Below are 21,575 nucleotides of genomic sequence, written 5' to 3'. Positions count from 1 at the left end.
TTACGATTGTTAATATAGCGTCTCGGCTTATACGGAAAGGGATATGGCGAAGGACAAGGCGCCCCTGGTGGACAAGGGCTGGATCAAGCGCGACCGCCCGGGTCGGCCCGAAGGGACGGGGGACAATAAATCGGAGCGCATACTCGACGCGGCGGAAGAAGTCTTTTCGGAAACGGGCTATCACGGCGCCACATTGAAAATGGTGGCACAGCGGGCCGCCGTGACCCAGGCGCTGATCAACTATTATTTCGGCTCCAAGTATGGCCTTTACGAGGCCGTCTTCCTTCGTCGCGCGCACGTCATCGCCGAAAGCCGCATGCGCCGATTGGATGAACTCCAGAGCGGACCGGACCCGGCTACGGCGCAGGACATCGTGCACGCTTTTCTGGCGCCTACCATCGCCCTGCGCGAGACCGAAGGCGGACGCCGCTTTCTACGCCTGCAGGCGCGCCTGCATACCGAGCCCGCCGACATCTCGTACAAGCTGCGAAACCAGGCTTATGACGCGTCGACGCGCGCTTTCGTCAGGGCGCTTGCCCAGGTCTGTCCTCATCTGACCCCCAAGGAAGTCAATTGGCGCATGGCGCTGATGATCGGCAGCTACATGTACGCATTCTCCGACACGCACCGTCTCGAAGAGCTGGCTCCGCAGGTTTGCGACCCGAACAATACAGAAGAAATCTTCGAACAGATCACCGCATTCGTGACGGGCGGCCTGATGGCGCCGGGGGTGGCGACCTAGGCTTACAGCGGCCACACCAGCAACAGCATCGGGATCGCGACAATGCCCAAGGCGATTTCCAGCGGCAGCCCCATGCGCCAGTAGTCGCCGAAGCGGAAACCGCCGGGGCCCAGGATGAGGGTGTTGTTCTGATGGCCGATGGGCGTCAGGAAGGCGGCGGAGGCGCCGATGGCCACCGCCATCAGGTAGGGGTCGGCGCTGACGCCCAGCTGGTTGGCCGCGCCGATGGCGATGGGGCACATGATGGCCGCCGTGGCCGCATTGTTGATGACGTCGGACAAAGTCATGGTCACCACCAATACCACCGCCAGGGTCAGAACCGGGCTGCCCTGGGCGACATTGTCGAGCAGAAATACCGCGATCAATTCCGCCAGGCCGGTGTCTTCGGTGGCCTGGGCCACGGGAAGCAGCGCGCCCAGCAGCACGATGACCGGCCAATCCACGGACTCGTACATTTTGCGCAGCGGCAGCACCCGCAATACCATCAGCAGCAGCACACCCAAAAGGAAGCTGATGGCCGCCGGCAGCAGGCCGACGGCGGCCAGGCCCACGGCCAGCACCATGATGCCGGCGGCAGTGAACATCTTCCGGCGGTCGGGCGAGCGCAAGGCGCGGGTCGCCAGAGGCGCGCATCCCGTGTCCGAGGCGAATTCCGACACCAGGTCGCTGACGCCCTGCATGAGCAGCACGTCGCCGTCGCGCAGGGCGGTATGCCGGACGCGGCTGCGTATGCGCGAGCCCTGGCGCGAGATGGCCAGAAGATTGATTCCGTAGCGTTTGCGCAGGTCGATGTCGCTGGCGCTGCGCCCCAGCAGGACCGAGCCCGGCAAGATCACCAGCTCCATGAGCTCGGTGTCGTCCAGCTTGGCCGAGCGTTCGATCTTCTTGTCCTGTTCTTCTTCGTCTTTCGCTTCATCTCCGGCTTCGCCCTTGCCGTTGTCGCCGCCAAGGCTGCCGCCTGCCGCGCTTTCGTTCGAGCGAAGTTCAAGCCGGTTGCGCGGTGCATCGCTGAGCGTGTTCCGGGCAGCCAGGTCGGCCGACGAAGCCTCCATTGGGTGCTCCGGCTGTGCTGGTTCGCCGGATTGTTCGGAGTGATCGTCCTGTGCTTCCTGTTCCTCGTTTTCTTCTTCTTCCTTGCTTTTCCCCTCGCCGAACACCAGTCCGAGGCTGTCCAGGGCGTTGGCCAGCGCCCCCGGATCGGCTTCGATCAGTACCACGTCGCCTTCCCGCAGCGGTCCGGCGGCATGAGGCGATACGCGCACCTCGTTGCGCACCAGACTGATGATCTGGGCATCGGCGTCGTCCAGGGCGGCCTCGGCTTCGTGCAGGTTCATGCCGATGGCTTTCGAATTGGGGGCCACACGCGCTTCGGTCAGATAGGCGCCGGTATCGAAAGAGTCGGCGCCGGCGCGCTCGCGCGCGGGAACGATGCGCCAGCCGACCAGGCCGATGAAAAGTATGCCGCCGACGGCCACGGTCACGCCCACCGGGGTAAAGTCGAACATCTGAAATCCGTTCGCGCCGTCCTGGGTTCGGAAGCTGGATACGATCAGATTGGACGGCGTGCCGATGAGCGTGGTCATGCCGCCCATTATCGTGCCGAACGACAAGGGCATGAGCACCTTGCCGGGCGCTATGTTCTGCCGCTGCGCTATCTGCATGGCGATAGGCATGAGCAATGCCAGCGCACCCACATTGTTCATGAAGCTGGACAAGACGGCCGCCAGGGTGACCAAGGCCAGAATGGCCACGGTGGGTCCGGTGTCGGTGGGCAGAACGCGCTGCGCCAGCATGTCCACCACGCCGGTGTGCAACAGGGCGCCGCTGAGGATCAGCACGCAGGCCACCGTCACCACCGCCGGATGCGAGAACCCCAAGAAGGCGTCCTGGGCCGGCACCAGCCCGACCAGCACACTGGCGAGCAGCGCCGCGGCGGCCACGATATCGTGGCGCCAACGGCCATAGAGAAACAATCCCAGGGTTGCGACCAGAATGGCCAATATCATCCACTGGGGTTGCGTCATAGTGTGCGGTCCATTGTGAGTTTCATGAGTCCCGCCACTTTACTGAAAGCGCTGATGGCCTGCAATCGATTTGCGACGGCGCTTACGGCTCCTGATTACGCTTCTGAAGACTTTTTGCACTGCTCCCGTGCACGTTGGTGGCGCCTATCGCCGGAAGGTTGTCGAGCAGCCGATGTAGGAACTGCAGCAGCTGTTCGCGTTCTTCCGCCGAGAAGCCCGTCAATAGCGCCTCTTCGCGGGCAAGAGCGGTTTTCAGCATGCGCTGATAGAGCTTCTTGCCCGCGGCGGTCGTCGAGTACTTGATCTTGCGCAGCCCGTCTGACTTCGACTTCAACAAGCCGCGTTCAGTCAAGTGAGCCAGGCTGCGGCTGACGGCCCCCTTGTCCAGGCCAATGAAGTTGCTCGCTTCCGCGCCGGTGGACCAGGGATAGATCTCGATGTAGACCAGTATCCTCCAGTCGGTGATTCCAATTCCAAATTCCTGCCGGTATAGGCGGGACGCGCTGTTGGCGACTTGGTTGGAAGCCCAGACGAGTACCGCCGGCACATAGCGATCGAGATCTAGCATGGGTTTCTCTGAAGTCATTGTTTGATGAAGCGCCTGACAAGTTGAACCGAATTCTACTGAGCGTCAGTCACGTTTTCAAATGTGTCGATGACGACGGGCTTCATCCGGTCCGGCGCCTGTTCGACGGCGGCGATGTACATATTGGCTACGGCGTCCCGCGTGTCGGCGTCGATGGTGAGGCTGCCTCGGGGGCTTTCAATCGTGATGCCCTTTATCGTTTCCATGACCTTCGCGCCGTCGGAAACCTCGCCGTTGAGTTTGTTCGCGACCGCATAGATCAACGCCATTCCATCATAGCCGCCCAGCGCGATCGCACCGGGCAGCTTGCCGGCGATCCTGGAATAGGCCGCTATGTATTTCTTGTTCTCGGCGTTGTCGAGCGTGTCGTAGTACTGAATCGAATTCGTCAGGTGCACCGCCGTGTCGCTCAGGGGCTTGATGTATTCCTCGGCCAGGTCTGTAGACGTCATGAGCTTCATGCCGGTTTCAGGCAGGCCGCGCTCGGTATAGTTCTTCATGAACGAAACCATGGGCTCGCCGGAGGGCAGGAAGACGAAAACGCCTTCGGCATTGGCGTCCTTCAAGTGCTGCACATAGGGCGCGTAGTTGTTGTTGTGCAGGGGGATGCGGGCCTTGCCGACGATGGTTCCGCCAAGCTGCTCGAAAGCTTCTTTGAAGCCGTTTTCAGAATCGATTCCCGGCGCATAGTCGGAAACGACGGTATAGGCTTTGCGGATGCCGTTTTTATGCGCCCATTTTGCCATGATGGCGGACGCCTGGTAGTTGCTGTACGAGACCCTGGCAAGGTAGGGCGACTTTTCGGTCAGCCCGAGGGCGGCGGAAAGCATGAGTATCGTCGGCTTCTTCGCCTGCGTGGCAAGCGTGGCCACCGCAAACGCGTCGGATGACAAGGCAAAGCCGGTCAGGAAGTCGACATGGTCGCGGGTAATCAACTCTTGCGCGAGCCGCTTGGCCGTATCGGGAGAGTTCGTGCTGTTGTCGCGCACGATGATCTCGACCTTCTTGCCGGCAACGGTGTCTCCGTAGTTTTCCATGTAGGCCTGCATGGAATGATAAAAGCCCAGGCCGTACGGACTGAAGGTGCCGGACATAGGCGCCACCACGCCGACCTTGATGGTGTCCTGCGCATGCGCCCATGCGCTGAAGGCCGTGAGCAGGCCGCCGACCAGGCACGTAGCGGCCGATTTGATTAAGAGTCGTCTCATTGATGTTCTCCTTTGGAATGGTTGCCGAAACTTTCGACGGCTGTTTTATGCCTTGATGCGGTCCAAACTGAACCGCACTCAAGAGTGTCCACGATGATTTGGTTGTGTTGACAACCTAATTCGTTTTTTGCATACTAGCTTCAACAGGTTGTGTAGTCAACCTAACGTGGCTAGGGTTTCCACGGATGCTGAACATTGCCGGAGGAGCAGAAGAATGCAGGACGAAATTGAGGGTGTCGCTGTGAGGTGTTTTGACGCAATCGTGGTGGGGGCGGGCCTGGCCGGCGTCTGCGCGGTGTACAGGCTTAGGCAGGCGGGCGTATCCGTACGGGCTCTGGAAGCGGGCGGCGGCGTGGGCGGCACCTGGTATCACAACCGCTACCCCGGGGCTCGTTGCGACATCGAGTCGCTGGATTACTCGTACTCCTTCTCCGACGAGCTGCAGCAAGAATGGAAGTGGTCGGAGCGCTATGCCGGCCAGCCCGAAATCCTGCGCTATATCAATCATGTGGCGGACCGTTTCGACTTGCGCAGGGACATCCAGTTGAATACATGGGTCGTCCGGGCGCGTTTCGATGAGGCGCAGGAGCGCTGGATGCTTTTCACAGACACCGGAGAGGTCTTTTCAGCCAAGTACGCAATCATGGCGACCGGGGTTCTTTCCGTGGCCCAGGTGCCTTCCATGAAGGGCCTGGAAGACTACAGGGGCGAATGGTTCCATACCGGGGACTGGCCGGAGCAGGGCGTTGACCTGGCCGGAAAGTGGGTTGGCGTAATCGGCACGGGGTCCTCGGCTACGCAATTGATTCCCATAGTGGCCGAGCAGACGGAACACTTATATGTTTTCCAGCGGACGGCGAACTATACGATGCCGGCCCAGAACCATCCCATGAAGCCCGAGGTGGAGCAAGAGTGGAAAAAGCACTATCCCGATCGCCGCAAGTTCGCATGGGCCTCGGGCTTTGGCCACAACCAGGTCACCAACCACATGTCCGGCAAAGAGATGTCGGCCGAAGCGCGCCTTGCCGAGCTGGAGAATCGCTGGCGGCTGGGCGGCTTGTACATGATGCGCGCATTCAAGGACATTCTGACCGATCCGGAGGTCAATGAAATCGCGGCGGAATTCGTACGCGAAAAAATCAGGGCCACGGTCCAAGACCGGCAAACCGCCGAAGCCCTGTGCCCGCGCGACCTGTATATCGGTACGAAGCGTTTGTGCTCCGGCACGAACTACTACGAGACCTTCAATCGGCGGAACGTGACGCTGGTGGACGTGAAGAACAGAGCTATCGAGCGCATCACCGCTGATGGAATACTTTTGGAGGATGGCTCGGAGTACGAGGTGGATGCGCTGATATTCGCCACCGGCTTCGACGCAATGACGGGCGCGATGAACCGGATAAACCCCGTCGGCCGTAAGGGCAGGGCATTGCGCGAGGCATGGGCCGCGGGGCCGCAAACATATCTCGGCTTGTGCGTGGCGGGCTTCCCGAACATGTTCGTCATTACCGGCCCCGGCAGCCCATCGGTGTTCAGCAATATGGTGACGTCCATCGAGCAGCATATCGAATGGACCGTGGCATGCATCGAGCATATGCGTGCGCATGGCCTGTCGTCGATCGAACCCACGGTGCAGGCTCAAGAAGACTGGACCCGGCATGTCACCGAAGCCGCCGGCAAGACCCTGTATGCGCAGTCCCGGAACTCCTGGTTCCATGGAGCGAACATTCCGGGCAAGCCGGTGGTGTTCATGCCCTACGTGGGCGGCGTGGGCAACTACTACCAGACAATCACCCGGGTCGCGCAAAGCGGGTACGAGGGGTTTCGCTTCAGTTCTGCACCGGCTGTTCGCAACGCAAGCCACGCCGGCGAAACATAAGCTGAATCGAAGTTACACATATAAACCGAATGGTAAGCTGCCCTCCATATAATGCGTCCTTGTGTTTCGACTCTTATAGAAGAGTGGCGTTTTATATGGAAAGTATTCTGGGTTTCCTGGCATCTCTCACTTCTACCGCCCTGAATGTCTTCTGGATAGTCGTGGCAGTATTGTGGCTGAAGTCGGTCTTTGTCATTACGCCGCAACAGCACGCCAGGGTGCTCGAGACTTTCGGGCGCTATAGCGGATACCGCTCGGCCGGGCTGTCGCTCAAGCTGCCCTGGCCCTTGCAGATCGCCCGCCGGCCATTTTCGCTGCAGACCAAGCAGATCGCCCTGCAATTGGGAGTCAAGTCGAAGGACAATGCCTTCGTCACCATGCCGATCAGCCTGCAATATCGTGTCACGCCCAGCCAGATCAAGGCGGCGTTCTATGAATTGCACAACCCCGAAGAGCAGATCGAATCCTATGTGGCCACCGAGGCGCGGGCGGTGGCCGCTGCCAAGACCTTCGATCAGCTTTACACCGATCGCGACGAGTTCACGCGCACCGTGCGCGAGTCGCTCGACGACGCCATGAACGACTACGGCTATGAAATCCGGGCGGTGCTGATCGACGATCCGAGACCCACTGCGGAAATGGTCACCGCCTTCAATGAGGTGCTGGCTTCGCAGCGGCGGCTAGAGGCGGCCCAGAACGACGGCGAGGCCGAGAAGATAAAGCGCACGAAAAGCGCCGAGGCGTCGGCGGCGGCCATGGCCATCACGGCACGCGGCATCGCTGAAAGCCGCAGCATCATTGCCGAGGGCAACGCCAAGGCGCTTGCCGCGTTCCGCGAAGACACCACGCTCACCGACGACGATGCCATGGCCTTCATGATGGAAATCAATCGGCTCGAAGCCCTGCGGGATGCCGCCGCCAACGGCGGCCGGACGGTCCTCGTCACGGGCGACGGCGCCTCGGGCGCGCTGGAAGCCAAAGCGCTGCTGGCCGGCCTGGCGGGCAACGGGCACGAGCCCCGAAGTGTCCCGGCGGAACCTTCGCCGCTGAGACGCGCAGCGGCCTCCGCACCCGCGGATAAGGAGAACGACGAGGCGGGCTGACGAACACCGCCGGTTTGCTCATTGCGTTGACAAGTAAGACAAGGGAGAGCGTCTTGAAGGTGGTCCATACTTCCATTGCCGGCTTGGCCATCATGCTGTCGGGCTCTGTGCTCGCCGCGAACTACGATTTGCCCGAAAACATTCCAGCGCGAAAGCCAGGGCTTTGGGAAATGGTCGAGTCGGGCACGGTCGGCCACAACAAGGTCAGGAGCGTCAAGCGCTACTGCCTGGACGATAAAGCCGATCGAGCCTTGCAGGAGCTGGTGATCCTGCGCAAGGAGCTTTCCGTGGTGCATCACGACGTCCATTGCGAGCCGCCGCAGTTCGCCTTGAAGGGCAATGTCCTGACCGGCGACATGGCATGCAGAACCAATTCCTTGATGGATAGCGCGGAGGCCGGGCAGGACTTTCATTGGACGATGGCCTTCGACAGCGACACCAAAGTAACGCTGGAAAGGCAGGCCACGCCGGTCGACGTCATGTTTTTGCTCGACATCGACCTGGTGGAAAAGCAGCGGTGGGTGGGCGACTGCCCAGCCGGCCAGGAGCCCGGCGACTACGTCGACGAGGGATTCAAGTACAACAGCGAGGCCGAGCCGAACGAAGGCCGGCGAGACAACATCTATGAATCGACCCGAATCGTGGACAAGCTGCTGAAAGAAGGCAAAGAAATCAACAAGCGCCTGGGGCCGATGTAATGTGGACGGCGCGTCTTCGGCGGCAGTTGTTCATGGCGGCCCTGGCGTGGGCGGCCGCAGCCGCGGCAACGGGTTTCGAACTTCCCGCCGATGTCCCGGCGCGCGCGCCCGGACTCTGGTCCATGGACCAGATGGGCGCCATCAGCGACGGCAAGACGACCTTCGACATCCAGAAGGTATGGCAAGTGTGCCTGGATGAGAAGGCCGACCGGGCCTTGCACGAGCTCGAAGTGCGCGAGCAGCAGGCCAGCGTCGCGGGCCTGAACGAACGTTGTGAAGAGCCGCGCCCGGTTCTCAAGAACGGCGAGCTTTCCTGGACCATGCATTGCTCCGGGCCTTCGCCCATCGAAGACAAGATCGGCAAGACCGAAGTCCGGCATTCCGCCGCCTTCACCGGAGACGAAGAGATGCGAGCCGAGACCATCGTCATCAACCGGGACAATCTCATACACAGCAACGGCCGTTTCACCACCCGCATGAAGCGGCTCGGCGCTTGCCCTCAAGGGCAGAAGTCCGGCGATATGCTGTTGATGCATTGGCGGGTGAACGGCGAAGAGACTCTGAAAGGGCGGCAGCACAGAAACGTCTTCGAAGAAATAGCCAATAACAAGACGTTCAAACAGTCCCGGCTGGACCGATAAGCGCGGCGCGCGCACTCCAAGGCCGGCGCCCCTGCCATCCGGCGCAAGGACGGCTTGCGATCATCACGCATTTGAATAGAATAAAACGGTGGAAATGTCGCGCACTGGTGGTCTCATGGACATCCTCGAAACGATTCAGGCCCACGCCGCCGCGATGCGGCTGCCGCTTTACGCGGTGACACTCAGCGCGGTGGCCAAGGCTCATACGCCGCTCATGCTCATACTCCACTGGCATGGCTTCCGCCGCCAGACCGCCGCCCGGCTGGAAGGGCTGCATATGCCCGTCCGCTCAGTGGCGGGGTCCGCGCTCCAGATCAACGCCGGCTGGAGTCGGGTCGAGACGCTGGACGAGGCCATGCTTGCAGCCGCATGGCGGCTCGGCGCCTGGGACCTCGAACGCGCCAACCACCGGCCATGGTGGCGCCTGAACGCGGGGCTGGGCGAAACCATGGCGTGCCATCGGGCCTTCGCCTCGTATCCCGGCGAACCGGCCGACCGGCACATGGTTGTCGAGGCGCCGGATCAGGACCTTATGGTCGAGCTTGCCGGGGCCACGGGCTACATCCGCTGGCAGTTCCGCCCACGCGCAACCGGCATCTGGGCCCTGCTCGACGAAGACGATGCCACGCTGGAGGCCGACGGCACGCGCCGTTCCCTGTGCCCGCTCGCGCCCGCTCCGTATGATAAGCACCGTACCGGCCGGGACGTATATCGCCTTGGCCGGGGTGCCGGCATATTGAAGAAATAAAAAGTTTCAATTTCATGCGCGGCATAGGCTTGAAAGACCGCGACGAGCCGCCATATCTGCTTCGCAGTGTTCTGCTGCCTGGAAGTGGCTCGCCTCCCGCTGCCTTGCTTCGCGCAAGCCAACGCCATTTCCTGATTCCTTTTTGGTGATCTGATATCAAGGAGATTGATCATGAAGATTCGTCCCCTTCACGACCGGGTTATCGTCAAGCGAATCGAACAGCAACGCAAGACAGCATCCGGCATCGTGATTCCCGACTCTGCCGCCGAAAAGCCCGAGCAAGGCGAAGTGCTCGCCGTGGGCGAGGGCAGGCGCGCGCAAGACGGCACCGTTCACCCATTACAACTCAAACCCGGTGACCAGGTGCTGTTCGGCAAGTATGCCGGCCAGACCGTCAAGGTAGACGGCGAAGAGCTCCTCGTGCTGCGCGAGGACGATGTGCTGGCCGTGATCGAGGCCGACGGCCGGAATCTCAAGAAGGCCGCCTGACTCTTCCATCCCGCTTTTCAGGAGTACGAACATGAGCGCAAAAAGAAGTGCTATTCAATGATGGCGCCCGCACTCGCATCGTGAGGGGCGTGAACATACTGGCCAACGCCGTCAAGGTCACACTCGGGCCCAAGGGGCGCAACGTGCTGCTCGAGCGCAGCTTCGGCGCCCCGGTCATCACGAAGGACGGCGTTTCGGTCGCCAAGGAAATCGAACTGAAGGACAAGTTCGAGAACATCGGCGCCCAGGTGGTCAAGCAAGTGGCATCCAAGACTGCCGACGTGGCCGGAGACGGCACCACCACCGCCACGGTGCTGGCCCAGGCCATCGTGCAAGAGGGAATCCGCTTCGTGGCCGCCGGCATCAATCCCATGGACTTGAAGCGAGGCATCGAGAAGGCGGTGACCGCGGTGACGGCGGAGCTCAAGACGCTTTCCAAGCCGATATCGACCAGCAGGGAAATTTCCCAGGTCGCAGCGCTTTCGGCCAACTCGGACGCCGATATCGGCAAGATCATCGCCGACGCCATGGACAAAGTGGGCAAGGAAGGTGTCATTACGGTCGAAGACGGAAAATCCCTCGAGAACGAGCTCGAAGTCGTCGAGGGCATGCAGTTCGACCGCGGCTATCTAAGCCCCTATTTCATCAACGAGCCCGAGAAGCAGCTTGCCGTGCTCGAAGATCCGCTGGTCCTGCTGCACGACAAGAAGATTTCCAACGTGCGCGACCTGCTGCCGGTTCTCGAGGCCGCGGCCAAGGCCGGCAAGCCCCTGCTGATCGTCGCCGAGGACATCGAGGGCGAGGCGCTTGCCACGCTGGTCGTCAACTCCATGCGGGGCGTGCTCAAGGTGGCGGCCGTCAAGGCGCCGGGCTTCGGCGACCGCCGCAAGGCCATGCTCGAGGACATCGCCATACTGACCGGGGCCACGGTCATTTCCGAAGAGACCGGCAAGCAGCTGGAGAAAGCCGAACTCGCCGACCTGGGCAGCGCCAAGCGCATCGAGGTGCACAAGGAGAACACCATCATCGTCGGCGGCGCGGGTGAACAGGCCGGCATCGATGCCCGGGTCAAGTCCATCCAGGCGCAAATCGAGCAGGCAACCAGCGACTACGATCGCGAAAAGCTGCAGGAACGGGTCGCCAAACTTGCCGGCGGGGTGGCCGTCATCAAGGTGGGCGCCGCGACCGAAGTCGAAATGAAGGAAAAGAAGGACCGCGTCGACGATGCGCTGCATGCCACCCGCGCCGCGGTCGAGGAAGGCATCGTTCCCGGCGGTGGCGTGGCGCTGCTGCGCGCACGCGCGGCGCTGGCCGGGCTCAAGGGCGACAACAGCGACCAGGAGGCCGGCATCCAGATCGTGCGCCAGGCGCTCGAGGCTCCTTTGCGGGCCATCGCGAGCAATGCGGGCGACGAACCGTCGGTGGTGGTGTCCAGGGTGGCCGACGCCCAGGGCAATTTCGGCTACAACGCCGCCACCGGCGAGTACGGCGATCTGGTCGAAATCGGCGTGGTCGATCCCACGAAGGTGACCCGGACAGCGCTGCAGAACGCGGCCTCCATCGCGGGGCTGATCCTGACCACCGAGGCGTGCGTGGGCGAGCTTCCCAGGGAAGACAAGGCCGCCATGCCCGCAGGGCCCGGCGGCATGGACTTCTAAGTCTCGGACGCCGTTGCCGGCGCGGCGGCCATGGCGTCCGCGATCCGTGGCCGCCCAGCCGGTCTTGAAATCCCAGGCCTTGACCCTAGATATATGGCAGATATCCCGGACGTCTCGACGAGGTTCGGCGAACATGCCGGACCGCGTCCTGACCCACTTGTTAGTACAGGAGGTTTACGATGAGTGTTCGAAATCTAGTGCCATGGGGCCGCCGAGGCGTGGCCCCCGCATCGTCCGGCAACGCGGAACATCCCGTCATGTCGCTGCAGCGCGAAATGAATCGCCTGTTCGACGATATGTTCAAAGGCTTCGACATGGCCTTCCCGGCCGACTTCGGCGCGCGGGCTTTGAGCGGTGCCTGGCCCCGGCTCGAAGTATCCGACGAGGAAGACGCCCTGCGGGTGTCCGCCGAGCTTCCGGGCATGGAAGAAAAAGACGTCGAGTTGTTGCTCGAAGACGGCGTACTCACACTGCGGGGCGAGAAGCGCTCGCAAGAAGAAGACGCCAAGCGTCAGTTCTCCGAGCACTTCTATGGCCGCTTCGAGCGCCGCATCCAGCTGGGCTACGACATCGACGAAGACAAGGTCCAGGCCAGCTTCAAGAACGGCATGCTGGAAGTCGTCCTGCCCAAGGATAAGGCCGCGGCGTCGCGTGTAAAGCGTATTCCCCTCGGCGGCTGATCCGGCCGGCCTTCCGAAAGCGCTGCAAACCCTTGCAGCGCTTATCGGATATTCATAACAGCCTATTCGGCACCCTCAAAACTCTTGGCCGCCCGCGCAGAGCATCACGCGGGCGGGCTTTCTTTGTGTTTAGGGAGTGAGAATTGAGCCATAACAAGCAACTCATAAGCATAATCATCGCCACGCACAACCGCCCGCAGCTTCTGACGCGGACACTGGACAGCGTGGCAAGGCAAACGTATCGGCCTCTAGAGGTGTTGATTGTCGATGACGGATCCGCCGAGGCGACCCGCTGGGCGGTGCATGACTGGAGGCGCCAGGCGCGGCCCGATTTCCAGCTGTCGTATCGATGGCAGGAAAACCAGGGCCCGGCCACCGCCCGCAACAGAGGGGTGGAAGCCAGCAGCGGGGAGCTTGTTCAGTTCCTGGATGACGACGACCTGCTGTGTCCGGGCGCCCTGGAACATCTTGCCCGCGCGCTCGCCGGCGAACGCAGCGCCATCGCCATGGCATCCTATCAGCATTGGGAGCGCGGCAATCCCGTGGGCCCACTCATCCGGCCGCGCTACATGGAGCCGGACGAGATGCTTCGGTCCATGATTCAGGGAACCTGGTTCGTTCCCATCCACGGCTATCTCTTCACCCGCTCCGCCTTGGAGCAGATCGGTCCTTGGAACCCTGTCCTGACTTCACAGGAGGACGACGAGTTCCTGTTGCGCGCCGCCATGGCCGGCATTCCCCTTCGCCCCGCTTCGGACGGCAGGGTCTATTATTGCCAACACGATGGTGCGCGGCGCGCCACGCCGGGCAAGCCGGGCGAGACAGTGGACCAGGGACTGGAGAAGCGAATGTTCGCAGACCTGGCCATACGCGAGTCCGTATTCGAGACGCTTTGCCAGCGGCGGGACATGGAGCAATATCGAATCGCCTTCTCGTTTTGGCAGATGCGGCTGCGCAAACGCTACTCAACGGCGCTGAGCAGATCGAATCCGCAAAGCGAGTTGCTGGAGTGGCTCGGAACAGTCGACGAGAGGGAGCCGGATATGTCGGACTCATCGTCCGCCGAGCCGATATAGATCGCGAGCCGGCCACCGGACCCGATTGAGCGGCTGCGATATCGGGTCAACCCCAATAGGAGACGCTTCAAATTTCGATCTATCCTACGCAAGTGGTAAGGATGCCAGACTATCTCGTTTGGCCATTTGGCCCTTGCGAAGGCCACTTCTCCATTGACCCCTTACATGCGGCCTGACTGGGCCAATTTTTCATACCCGTGGCAAGGATAGAAGATGAAAAGAACATTTATTCCGAAGTTGGTATTGGGCATGTCATTGGCGCTAACTATGTCCTATTCGGCCATGGCTGCTGAATCGTCCACGGTGTACGAGATGCGTCTGGGTAATATCACGTCCAACGACGCACAGGAGCGTATCGGGCAGAAGTTCATAGACCTGGTCCAACAGAAAACGGGGGGCCGCATTATAGGCAAACAGTTTTCGGGAGGAGCGCTTGGAAGCAACGATGAAGTGATGCGCGGCTTGCGTCTGGGTTCGGTGCAAGCCATCACGAATCCGACCGGTTACCTCAACCAATTTGTGCCGCAGGCGGGCGTATTGACCTTGCCCTGGGTGTTTCCTGGAGACACACCCGAAGAGCAAATCGAGAACATAACGCAAATCATGGAGGGAGAAGCGGGTCAGCACATACGCGAGATGGCGGACGCCAAGGGGTTTCACGTTGTGTCGCTTTTCGGCCTGGGCCCCAATCAGATCTACTTGCGCGATATAAAGCAGGATGTCGATATCTTGGAGCAATTGAAGGGCCGCCGCATTCGGACCATTGGCGGACATGAGCACACTGAAACCGTCAACGACTGGGGAGCGCGCTCCGTACATATGTCGCTGCCGGAGGTCTATACCTCCATCCAGCAAGGTGTGTTGGACGGCTTCGATCTACCCGCCGCTGTGACGGTCAAACTCAAGTACCACGAACAGGCGCCCAATGTGCTGATGACCAACCATATCGTCCTGACGGAGTACATAGCCGTCAGCAAGAGCTGGTACGACAAGCTGCCGGACGATCTCAAGAAGCACGTCGATGATGCCGGGCGCGAAATACAGGCCATCGGCACCCAAGAGTTCGTACAAGAGCAGAACGACGCCATTGCTCTGCTGCGCAACGATGCCAAGATAAACGTAATCGATCTCTCGAAGGACGATATAGCGAAGTTGCGCGAGTTGAACAAGAAGGGGGTATGGATGACGGCTACCCAGAACCCCGGCAAGAAAGAGATGCTCGAGATGCTGGAGCGCGACATTCAAAGCCGTATCGGAAAATGAACTCGTCCGCCGCCAAGCCCGTCAAGGAAAAGTCTCCCATAGGACTCTTTGTGGGCTTCATCGACCGATTCTGCTTTGGCGTGTTGAAGCTGCTCGTCGGCGTCTCATTCATCGCCATGATCGTTTCAGTGTTTTGCTCCGTGGCGCTGCGCGAACTCGGCTACAACGTGTTTCCGTGGATCGAAGAAGCATCGGGCTATTTGGTCGTGTGGTCGGTTTTCCTGAGTGCGGCTGTCCTGGCCCGGCGCCATGAGCACATCAGTGTGGACATCTTCTATGAACACGTGTCGGCCAAAACGCGCATGGTAATCAATGTGCTCATTGCTATGCTCGGCGTCGCGATGGTCGGATACCTCGCCTATATGGGCTGGAGTTTCACTTATGTTGCTTTCCAGTTCGGCGACGTCAGTTTAAGCGGATACATTCCAGTCTGGCTGGGTTATGCGGCCATACCGTTGGGGCTTGGATTGACGGCTTTGGCTTATCTGATATGGCTTGTCGAACTGGTCAGAAAAGGGCCTGACAGCGCGCAGGGTGACGGAGAAGGCGATATGAGTCAGGGCGAACCATCATGGTAGGACTGGTTTCAACATTGGTCGTCATTCTGCTGTTGTTGTTTGGCTTCCCGCTTTGGCTGGTGTTCTTGTCTTCCGGATTTGCGCTGCTGACGCTTTCGCAGGCCGGCATTCCTCCGGATATGCTTGCTTCGCGGATGTTCAGCAGCCTCAATGTCTATGCCTTGCTGGCCGTGCCGGGTTTCATCTTTGCAGCCGAGCTTATGGTTCGGGGGGGCATGTCCCGACGGTTGGTCGACTGGGTCACCGTTTTGCTGGGCAAGGTGCCGGGCGGAGTCCCTGTAACGACGATCGCCGCCAGCGAAGTGTTCGGCGCCATTTCCGGTTCCAGCACGGCGACGGTGGCGGGGATCGGGAAGGTTCTTTATCCCGGGCTGCGGCAAAGCGGATATACCGAGAATTTCTCGCTGGGTTTGATCACCTCGATGGGAGCCATTGCCGTTATCGTGCCCCCTAGCATCACCATGATTCTCTATGGCGCGGTGGCGTCGGCGTCGGTCGGGCAGTTATTCCTGGCCGGTTTCGGCCCGGCCGTGCTCATAGGCTTGATCGTCACGGCCTATTCCGTCTGGTACTCCCTGCGACATTCAATCGCCACGCGGCAGCTCGGATGGAATGCCGAGGCGTTCTGGCTGGCGACCCGGCGAGCCGCATGGACGCTGGGAGCGCCCGTCATCATCTTCGGTGGCATTTATTCCGGGTTCTTCACTCCGACCGAAGCCTCGGTGGTGCTGTGCGTGTACGCCTTGATCGTCACGGTTGCCATATATCGAGACCTCTCATTGAAAGGCGTATGGGACGTCGCGCTGGAGTCCGCGCTTCTTACCGGCAAGATTTTCACCATTGTGGCGGCCGCGTCGGTGTTCTCGCTTGTTCTGGTGATCGAGAGCATACCGGAGAGCATAGTCGGCATGCTGCTGGCCTGGGAGATGAGTCCATTCATGATCCTGCTGATGCTGAATGTCGTTTTGCTCATCGCGGGGATGTTCATGGACCCGAACTCAGCAATCGTGGTGCTGGTGCCCCTTTTATTGCCCATTGCATTAGCGGCGGGGGTGGACGTAATCCACTTCGGCATCATCATGACGGTCAACTTGGCGATCGGCATGTTCACGCCGCCATTCGGACTTAATTTATTCGTCAGTTCGAGTATTTTCAATGTATCGGCGAGCAGAATCATCAAGGGCGTGCTGCCATTTATCGCCATCTATGTGCTGGCTTTGATGATGGTCACTTACGTGCCTTGGATTTCCATGTGGCTGCCCAACTTGGCTGGCTGAGATATGCGATCGACGATTGCCGCCACGAGAGGGAACACCCAGGAGGAACAGAATGCAAAGCAAAGATCACGACGTTGCGATCAAGTACTTCGACGCCATCGTGGTCGGAGCAGGTTTGGCAGGCGTTTGCGCCGCATATCAGCTGCGGCGCAGCGGCATATCGGCCCGCATCCTCGAGGCGGGGGGCGGAGTCGGCGGCACTTGGTACCACAATCGGTATCCCGGCGCCCGTTGCGATATCGAATCGCTGGACTACTCCTATTCCTTCTCCGACGAACTGCAGCAAGAGTGGCACTGGTCGGAACGCTATGCAAGCCAACCCGAGATCCTGCGCTACATAAACCATGTGGTGGACAGGTTCGATCTGCGCCGCGACATTCAACTGAACACCCGCGTCACGCAGGCCAGCTTTGACGAGGCGCAGGAGCGCTGGGTCTTGGTGACGGATGCCGGCGAGGTCTTTGCGGCGCGCTACGCGATCATGGCCACGGGCGTGCTGTCCGTGACTCAAGTCCCTTCAATGAAAGGGCTCGAAGACTTCAAAGGCGAATGGTTCCATACCGGCGATTGGCCATCGCAAGGCGTTGATGTCCGGGGCAAGCGGGTAGGGGTGATCGGTACGGGCTCGTCAGCCACGCAGCTGATTCCGCTTGTGGCCGAGGAGGCGGCGCATCTGTACGTGTTCCAGAGAACGGCAAATTACACTATGCCGGCCCAGAACCATCCAACGAAACCGGAAGTAGAGAAGGAATGGAAGCAGCACTACCCCGACCGCCGCAGGTTCGCGTGGGCATCGGGATTCGGGCACAATCAGGTAACCAACCACTTGTCGGGCAAAGAAATGACGCCCGAGGCATGCCTGGCTGAACTGGAGAATCGCTGGCGGCTTGGCGGCCTATATATGATGCGCGCCTTCAAGGACATTCTGACGGACGCGGAAGTCAATGACGTCGCGGCGGAATACGTACGTGGAAAAATCCGCGCTATCGTGCGGGACAAAGAAACCGCCGAAGCGCTATGTCCCCGCGATCTGTATATCGGCACGAAGCGTTTATGTTCGGGCACGAACTACTATGAAACGTTCAACCGCGACAATGTCACCCTGGTCAACGTAAAGAACAAGCCCATCGATTGTGTCACAGGTTCGGGAATACAACTTGTCGATGGGCGCAGTTATGAACTGGACGTATTGATCTTCGCCACCGGGTTCGATGCCATGACCGGGGCAATGACGAAAATCAACCCTCTTGGGCGCAATGGGCTTTCGTTGCGTGAGGCTTGGGCTGAAGGTCCGAAAACGTACCTTGGTCTATGCATGACCGGGTTCCCGAACATGTTCGTCATCACCGGCCCAGGCAGCCCTTCTGTGTTCAGCAACATGGTCACGTCCATCGAACAGCACGTCGAATGGATTGTCGCGTGCATAGCCTACATGAAGCAGCATGGCTTTTCCCTGATCGAACCGACATTACACGCCCAAGAGGAGTGGACGCAGCACGTAACGCAAATGGCTGGCAAAACCTTGTACGCCAAATCCAGAAATTCATGGTTCCATGGCGCCAACATCCCGGGCAAGCCGGTCGTGTTCATGCCCTATGTAGGCGGCGTTGGAAATTACTACAAGAAGATCACCCAGGTGGCGGACAATGGGTACGAAGGATTCCGGTTGAGCGCTGCCTCGGCTACCCCGGAATTTTCGGGACACTGAATGGCCACGGGCGCATTGAACAATGCGCCCGCAGGTTTATCGAATGGTGTTGCTCAACCGGCCCAGGCCGGTGATTTCCACTTCGACCTTGTCGCCCGGTTGCAGAAACTTGGGCGGAGTGAAGCCGATTCCCACGCCTACCGGCGTGCCGGTGGCAATGACGTCGCCGGGAAGCAGGGTCATGCCTCGGGAAAGCGTTGCGATCAAGGTCGGTATGTCGAAGATGAGATCGCGCGTGTTGGAGTTCTGCCGAAGCTCGCCGTTCACCCAGCACTGCACCTGCAGGTCGCCGCTGTCGACTTCGTCCGCGGTGACGAGCCACGGGCCCATGGGGCAGGACGTTTCAAATGATTTGCCCAGGAACCACTGCTTGTGCACCGCCTGCAGGTCGCGCGCGGTCAGGTCGTTGATGACGACGAAGCCGAACACGTGGTCCATGGCGTTTTCAGGCTTGATGCTTTGCCCCGCCTTGCCGATCACCACGCCCAGCTCCGCCTCGTAGTCGAGCTGCTCGCATTGGTTTCCGGGGTAGCCGATGGCGGTGTCCGGCCCTACGACGGACTCGGGCATTTTGGTGAAGATGATGGGCGCCTTGGGCACGGCGTCGCTGGCGCTGGAGGCGCTGCTGTCGAAGCCGCTTTTGGTGAACTCGTGTGCGTGCTCGTAGTAGTTCTTGCCTACGCACATGACGTTGCGGCGCGGCCGGGGAATGGGCGCCAGGACAGTGGCCTCGCCCAGCGGGATGGGATCGCCCTGGCTGCAGCTGCCGCCTGAGGCGGCGTGCCCGATGAGTTCGAGCATGTCGCTTACGGGCCGCCCGTCGATGCTGATCGGCCGGGCGGTTGCGGCGTCGCTGTCTATGGCTGCTACAAATGTCTCGTCGCGATGGCTTAACGTGGCGAGTTTCATGAAGTGTCCCCTTTTGGTCGTTGATGTCAGCTAGGATTCCGTGTCGAGCGCAGGTAGACGCGAGAGCAGGCGGTCGCGCGTGTGTTCGGAATGTTGACGGGTAAGCTCGACGAATTGGCCTATTTCCCCCATGACGAAGGTTTTTGCCAAGAGTGTGTGTTCTTCCTGCGCCTGGCGCAGGTCGCCTGTCAGGTGGGTTTCGGTGCGTATGTAGGATTCGATCAGGTTGCGCGAATGCTCCAGCGCCTTCAGGTGATGAGGGCATTCGGCGGGGGTGAGCAGGGCGGTGTGGAACTGCATGTTCAGATCGAACCAGCGCGCCGTGCTGGCCGCGTTGTTCTGTTCAGCCAAGGGCGTCATCTCGGAAATGATGGCGTATATGCGCGCGATGTCGGCCTCGGTGCGCTTTTGAATCGAGCGGCGCGCCAGTTCGGTTTCGAGCAGGCGGCGAAGATCGAAAACCTCGGTGATCTGCTTGGGGTCGAGCGATGCGACCGCGTATCCCCGCCGGGGATGCAGCACCACGATGCCGTCCGCCTCGAGCCGGGGCAGGGCCTCGCGCAGCGGGCTGCGGCTGACCCCGAGCTTGGCCGCGACTTCATCTTGCCGAAGCATCTGCCCGGGGCTGAACACGCCGTTCAAGATGGCGTCCCGCAACTTTTTATAGACGATGCTGGGTAGCGTTTCGGCAGGGCCGATTCCGGTGAATTCGTGTGCGCTCATGTCCTGTCAAAGCCCCTTGTATTAGCCTGCTCAGGCCGTGTTTTTATGGATTGTATAAAAAATAAGTTGTAGTGGTCAATACTCGGACTACATAGCCGTGCCTCGCATCCATATACAAAACCAGACATTAATGGCGTCATATATCTACTTGCTATAGGCATTATAGGAATTTTATTCGGCAGCTAGGTATAAACACTTATTCAATCCTGAATAGACAGCTTTATCATTGAGTCATTCCATAAATTTTATTTTGTATAAAGTTTATCGGATGCACCCAAATCGCGTTCTTGAAAGGAGTCGCAATGACCACCAATGCAACCAGTCCCGTCAGGTATCTGAATCCCGAAGGCTCTTGCCCCGCCCAAGGCCTGTATTCCCACGTGGGCACGCCCGACGGCAAGCTCATGTTCATCGCCGGCCAGTTATCGGTGGGGGCCGATGGCGGCGTGGTGGGCAAGCACGATTTCGATGCGCAATTTCGCCAGGTGTTCAGCAACCTGGGCGACGTGCTGCGGGGGCTGGGGGGCGACTACAGCAATATCCTCAAGTTCACCACCTATCTCGTGCACTCGCAGGACATCGACCATTTCATGAGGCTGCGCGCCGAAATGTTCCCGCAGTTCTTCGGCGACAAAGACTACCCGCCCAACACGCTGCTTACCATCGACCGCCTCGTCAAGGAAGACTTCCTCATCGAGGTCGAAGCCACCGCGTACATCGGCGAGTAGCCACTGCCCAGGAGCCAGATCGTGATCACAGAAAGCTTCGAATTCGAAGGCATCCCGGTCAATTGCTATCGGGCCGGGGGCGGTCCGGCTCTTCTGCTGCTTCATGGGTCGGGGCCGGGCGCTTCGAGCGTGGGCAATTGGCGGCCCGTGCTGCCCGCCCTAGCCGAGCGCTTCGACGTATACGCCCCCGACATGATCGGTTTCGGCAAAAGCGGCCGCAAGCCCGCCGCGCCGTACTTCGATTACCCGCTGTGGGTGCGCCAGGCCACCGCCATGCTAGAACGCATTCCCCATAAGCGGGTCGGGGTCATCGCGCATTCGCTTTCGGCTTCCATCGGGCTCACCATGGCGGCCGACCAGCCGCGCGTGGCCGGCATCATGACCACCGGCGCCATGGGGGCCCACTTCAAGCTTCAGCCCGGAACCTCCCGCACCTGGACATGCCCCCGCAACCGCGAACAGCTGGTCGCGGCGCTGTCGGGCCTTATACACGACACGTCGGGCATAGACGAAGCCTACCTGCAGGCGCGCGAACAGGTGATCTTCGCCCCGGGCTACGCCGACTATTTTGACGAAATGTTCGGGGACGACCAGCAAAAATACATCGACGCCGCCATCTTGTCCGACGAAACCCTGGCGCGGGTCCAGTGCCCCGTGCTTATGCTGCATGGGCGCGAAGACGGGTCTTTCCCGCCTTCATGCTCGGAACAGATTGCGGGCAAGCTGAAACGGGCCGACCTCATGCTGCTCAGCGACTGTTCCCACTCGGTTGCCGTCGAGCGCACATCCACGTTCCTGGCCATGGCCAACGAGTTCTTCGACGGGCTCTTGAACAACAACTAGCGAGGCAAATTACC

The 21,575-nt window shown here is 60.3% G+C and carries 21 protein-coding genes; 16 read left to right on the top strand and 5 right to left on the bottom strand.

The window, feature by feature from the left end; all coding sequences use genetic code 11:
- Window positions 1–43: 43 nt before the first annotated feature.
- Window positions 44–742, top strand: coding sequence for a TetR/AcrR family transcriptional regulator (locus CSC67_RS01290; RefSeq protein WP_118992709.1), 699 nt, complete (start codon window positions 44–46; stop codon window positions 740–742).
- A 2-nt stretch (window positions 743–744) separates the two neighbouring features.
- Here the strand turns inward: CSC67_RS01290 and CSC67_RS01285 are convergent, their stop codons facing one another.
- The 3 genes from CSC67_RS01285 to CSC67_RS01275 form a co-directional block, all read right to left on the bottom strand.
- On the bottom strand, window positions 745–2,766 hold the full coding sequence (locus CSC67_RS01285; protein ID WP_118992708.1) for an SLC13 family permease: 2,022 nt from the start codon (window positions 2,764–2,766) through the stop codon (window positions 745–747).
- A gap of 82 nt (window positions 2,767–2,848) precedes the next feature.
- Window positions 2,849–3,334: a MarR family winged helix-turn-helix transcriptional regulator gene (locus CSC67_RS01280; RefSeq protein WP_118992707.1), complete on the bottom strand. Its 486-nt coding sequence runs from the start codon at window positions 3,332–3,334 to the stop codon at window positions 2,849–2,851.
- A gap of 53 nt (window positions 3,335–3,387) precedes the next feature.
- A complete protein-coding gene (locus tag CSC67_RS01275) occupies window positions 3,388–4,560 on the bottom strand; it encodes an ABC transporter substrate-binding protein (RefSeq protein WP_118992706.1) in 1,173 nt (390 codons plus the stop codon).
- A gap of 214 nt (window positions 4,561–4,774) precedes the next feature.
- Between CSC67_RS01275 and CSC67_RS01270 the strand changes: the two genes are divergently transcribed.
- From CSC67_RS01270 to CSC67_RS01210, 13 genes are all read left to right on the top strand, one after another.
- Window positions 4,775–6,439 (top strand): flavin-containing monooxygenase, encoded by a 1,665-nt coding sequence (locus tag CSC67_RS01270; protein WP_118992705.1) that lies wholly within the window; start codon window positions 4,775–4,777, stop codon window positions 6,437–6,439.
- Window positions 6,440–6,534: 95 nt separating this feature from the next.
- The gene (locus tag CSC67_RS01265; protein ID WP_167752707.1) at window positions 6,535–7,542 is read left to right on the top strand and encodes an SPFH domain-containing protein; all 1,008 of its coding nucleotides are present in this window, start codon (window positions 6,535–6,537) and stop codon (window positions 7,540–7,542) included.
- A 59-nt stretch (window positions 7,543–7,601) separates the two neighbouring features.
- Window positions 7,602–8,240: a DUF3617 domain-containing protein gene (locus CSC67_RS01260; RefSeq protein ID WP_342447667.1), complete on the top strand. Its 639-nt coding sequence runs from the start codon at window positions 7,602–7,604 to the stop codon at window positions 8,238–8,240.
- Between the two features lie 32 nt (window positions 8,241–8,272).
- The gene (locus tag CSC67_RS01255) at window positions 8,273–8,881 is read left to right on the top strand and encodes a DUF3617 domain-containing protein (protein WP_135227414.1); all 609 of its coding nucleotides are present in this window, start codon (window positions 8,273–8,275) and stop codon (window positions 8,879–8,881) included.
- 115 nt (window positions 8,882–8,996) lie between these two features.
- Window positions 8,997–9,629 (top strand): diguanylate cyclase, encoded by a 633-nt coding sequence (locus tag CSC67_RS01250; RefSeq protein WP_118992701.1) that lies wholly within the window; start codon window positions 8,997–8,999, stop codon window positions 9,627–9,629.
- A gap of 171 nt (window positions 9,630–9,800) precedes the next feature.
- Complete coding sequence (gene groES, locus CSC67_RS01245; RefSeq protein WP_118992700.1) at window positions 9,801–10,118, top strand: co-chaperone GroES; 318 nt, start codon at window positions 9,801–9,803, stop codon at window positions 10,116–10,118.
- Window positions 10,119–10,165: 47 nt separating this feature from the next.
- Window positions 10,166–11,776, top strand: coding sequence for a chaperonin GroEL (gene groL, locus CSC67_RS01240; RefSeq protein ID WP_118992699.1), 1,611 nt, complete (start codon window positions 10,166–10,168; stop codon window positions 11,774–11,776).
- A 179-nt stretch (window positions 11,777–11,955) separates the two neighbouring features.
- Window positions 11,956–12,456 (top strand): Hsp20/alpha crystallin family protein, encoded by a 501-nt coding sequence (locus tag CSC67_RS01235; protein WP_118992698.1) that lies wholly within the window; start codon window positions 11,956–11,958, stop codon window positions 12,454–12,456.
- Window positions 12,457–12,599: 143 nt separating this feature from the next.
- The gene (locus tag CSC67_RS01230) at window positions 12,600–13,532 is read left to right on the top strand and encodes a glycosyltransferase family A protein (RefSeq protein WP_118992697.1); all 933 of its coding nucleotides are present in this window, start codon (window positions 12,600–12,602) and stop codon (window positions 13,530–13,532) included.
- A gap of 213 nt (window positions 13,533–13,745) precedes the next feature.
- Complete coding sequence (locus CSC67_RS01225; protein ID WP_118992696.1) at window positions 13,746–14,795, top strand: TRAP transporter substrate-binding protein; 1,050 nt, start codon at window positions 13,746–13,748, stop codon at window positions 14,793–14,795.
- Window positions 14,792–15,373, top strand: a complete 582-nt coding sequence (locus CSC67_RS01220; RefSeq protein WP_167752706.1) for a TRAP transporter small permease — start codon at window positions 14,792–14,794, stop codon at window positions 15,371–15,373. Before CSC67_RS01225 ends, CSC67_RS01220 begins: the two co-directional genes overlap by 4 nt.
- The gene (locus CSC67_RS01215) at window positions 15,367–16,650 is read left to right on the top strand and encodes a TRAP transporter large permease (protein WP_118992694.1); all 1,284 of its coding nucleotides are present in this window, start codon (window positions 15,367–15,369) and stop codon (window positions 16,648–16,650) included. The genes CSC67_RS01220 and CSC67_RS01215 overlap by 7 nt, the downstream gene beginning before the upstream one ends.
- A gap of 52 nt (window positions 16,651–16,702) precedes the next feature.
- Window positions 16,703–18,358 carry a flavin-containing monooxygenase gene (locus tag CSC67_RS01210; protein WP_118992693.1) on the top strand — a complete coding sequence of 552 codons (1,656 nt, stop codon included), beginning with the start codon at window positions 16,703–16,705 and terminating at the stop codon, window positions 18,356–18,358.
- Window positions 18,359–18,394: 36 nt separating this feature from the next.
- Here CSC67_RS01210 and CSC67_RS01205 read toward each other — a convergent pair whose 3' ends face one another.
- Together CSC67_RS01205 and CSC67_RS01200 are read right to left on the bottom strand one after the other, a co-directional pair.
- Window positions 18,395–19,267 (bottom strand): fumarylacetoacetate hydrolase family protein, encoded by an 873-nt coding sequence (locus CSC67_RS01205; RefSeq protein WP_118992692.1) that lies wholly within the window; start codon window positions 19,265–19,267, stop codon window positions 18,395–18,397.
- Between the two features lie 30 nt (window positions 19,268–19,297).
- Window positions 19,298–19,990, bottom strand: a complete 693-nt coding sequence (locus tag CSC67_RS01200) for a GntR family transcriptional regulator (RefSeq protein ID WP_118992691.1) — start codon at window positions 19,988–19,990, stop codon at window positions 19,298–19,300.
- A 302-nt stretch (window positions 19,991–20,292) separates the two neighbouring features.
- Here CSC67_RS01200 and CSC67_RS01195 point away from each other — a divergent pair, with 302 nt between their 5' ends.
- On the top strand, window positions 20,293–20,718 hold the full coding sequence (locus tag CSC67_RS01195) for a RidA family protein (RefSeq protein WP_118992690.1): 426 nt from the start codon (window positions 20,293–20,295) through the stop codon (window positions 20,716–20,718).
- A gap of 21 nt (window positions 20,719–20,739) precedes the next feature.
- Complete coding sequence (locus CSC67_RS01190) at window positions 20,740–21,561, top strand: alpha/beta fold hydrolase (RefSeq protein ID WP_118992689.1); 822 nt, start codon at window positions 20,740–20,742, stop codon at window positions 21,559–21,561.
- Window positions 21,562–21,575: the final 14 nt, after the last annotated feature.

The sequence above is a fragment of the Pusillimonas caeni genome (assembly GCF_003545815.1).
In the GTDB taxonomy this organism is placed as follows: domain Bacteria; phylum Pseudomonadota; class Gammaproteobacteria; order Burkholderiales; family Burkholderiaceae_B; genus Pusillimonas; species Pusillimonas caeni.
Note: the sequence above shows the minus strand (reverse complement) of the source record. Positions and strands in the feature narration are given on the sequence as shown.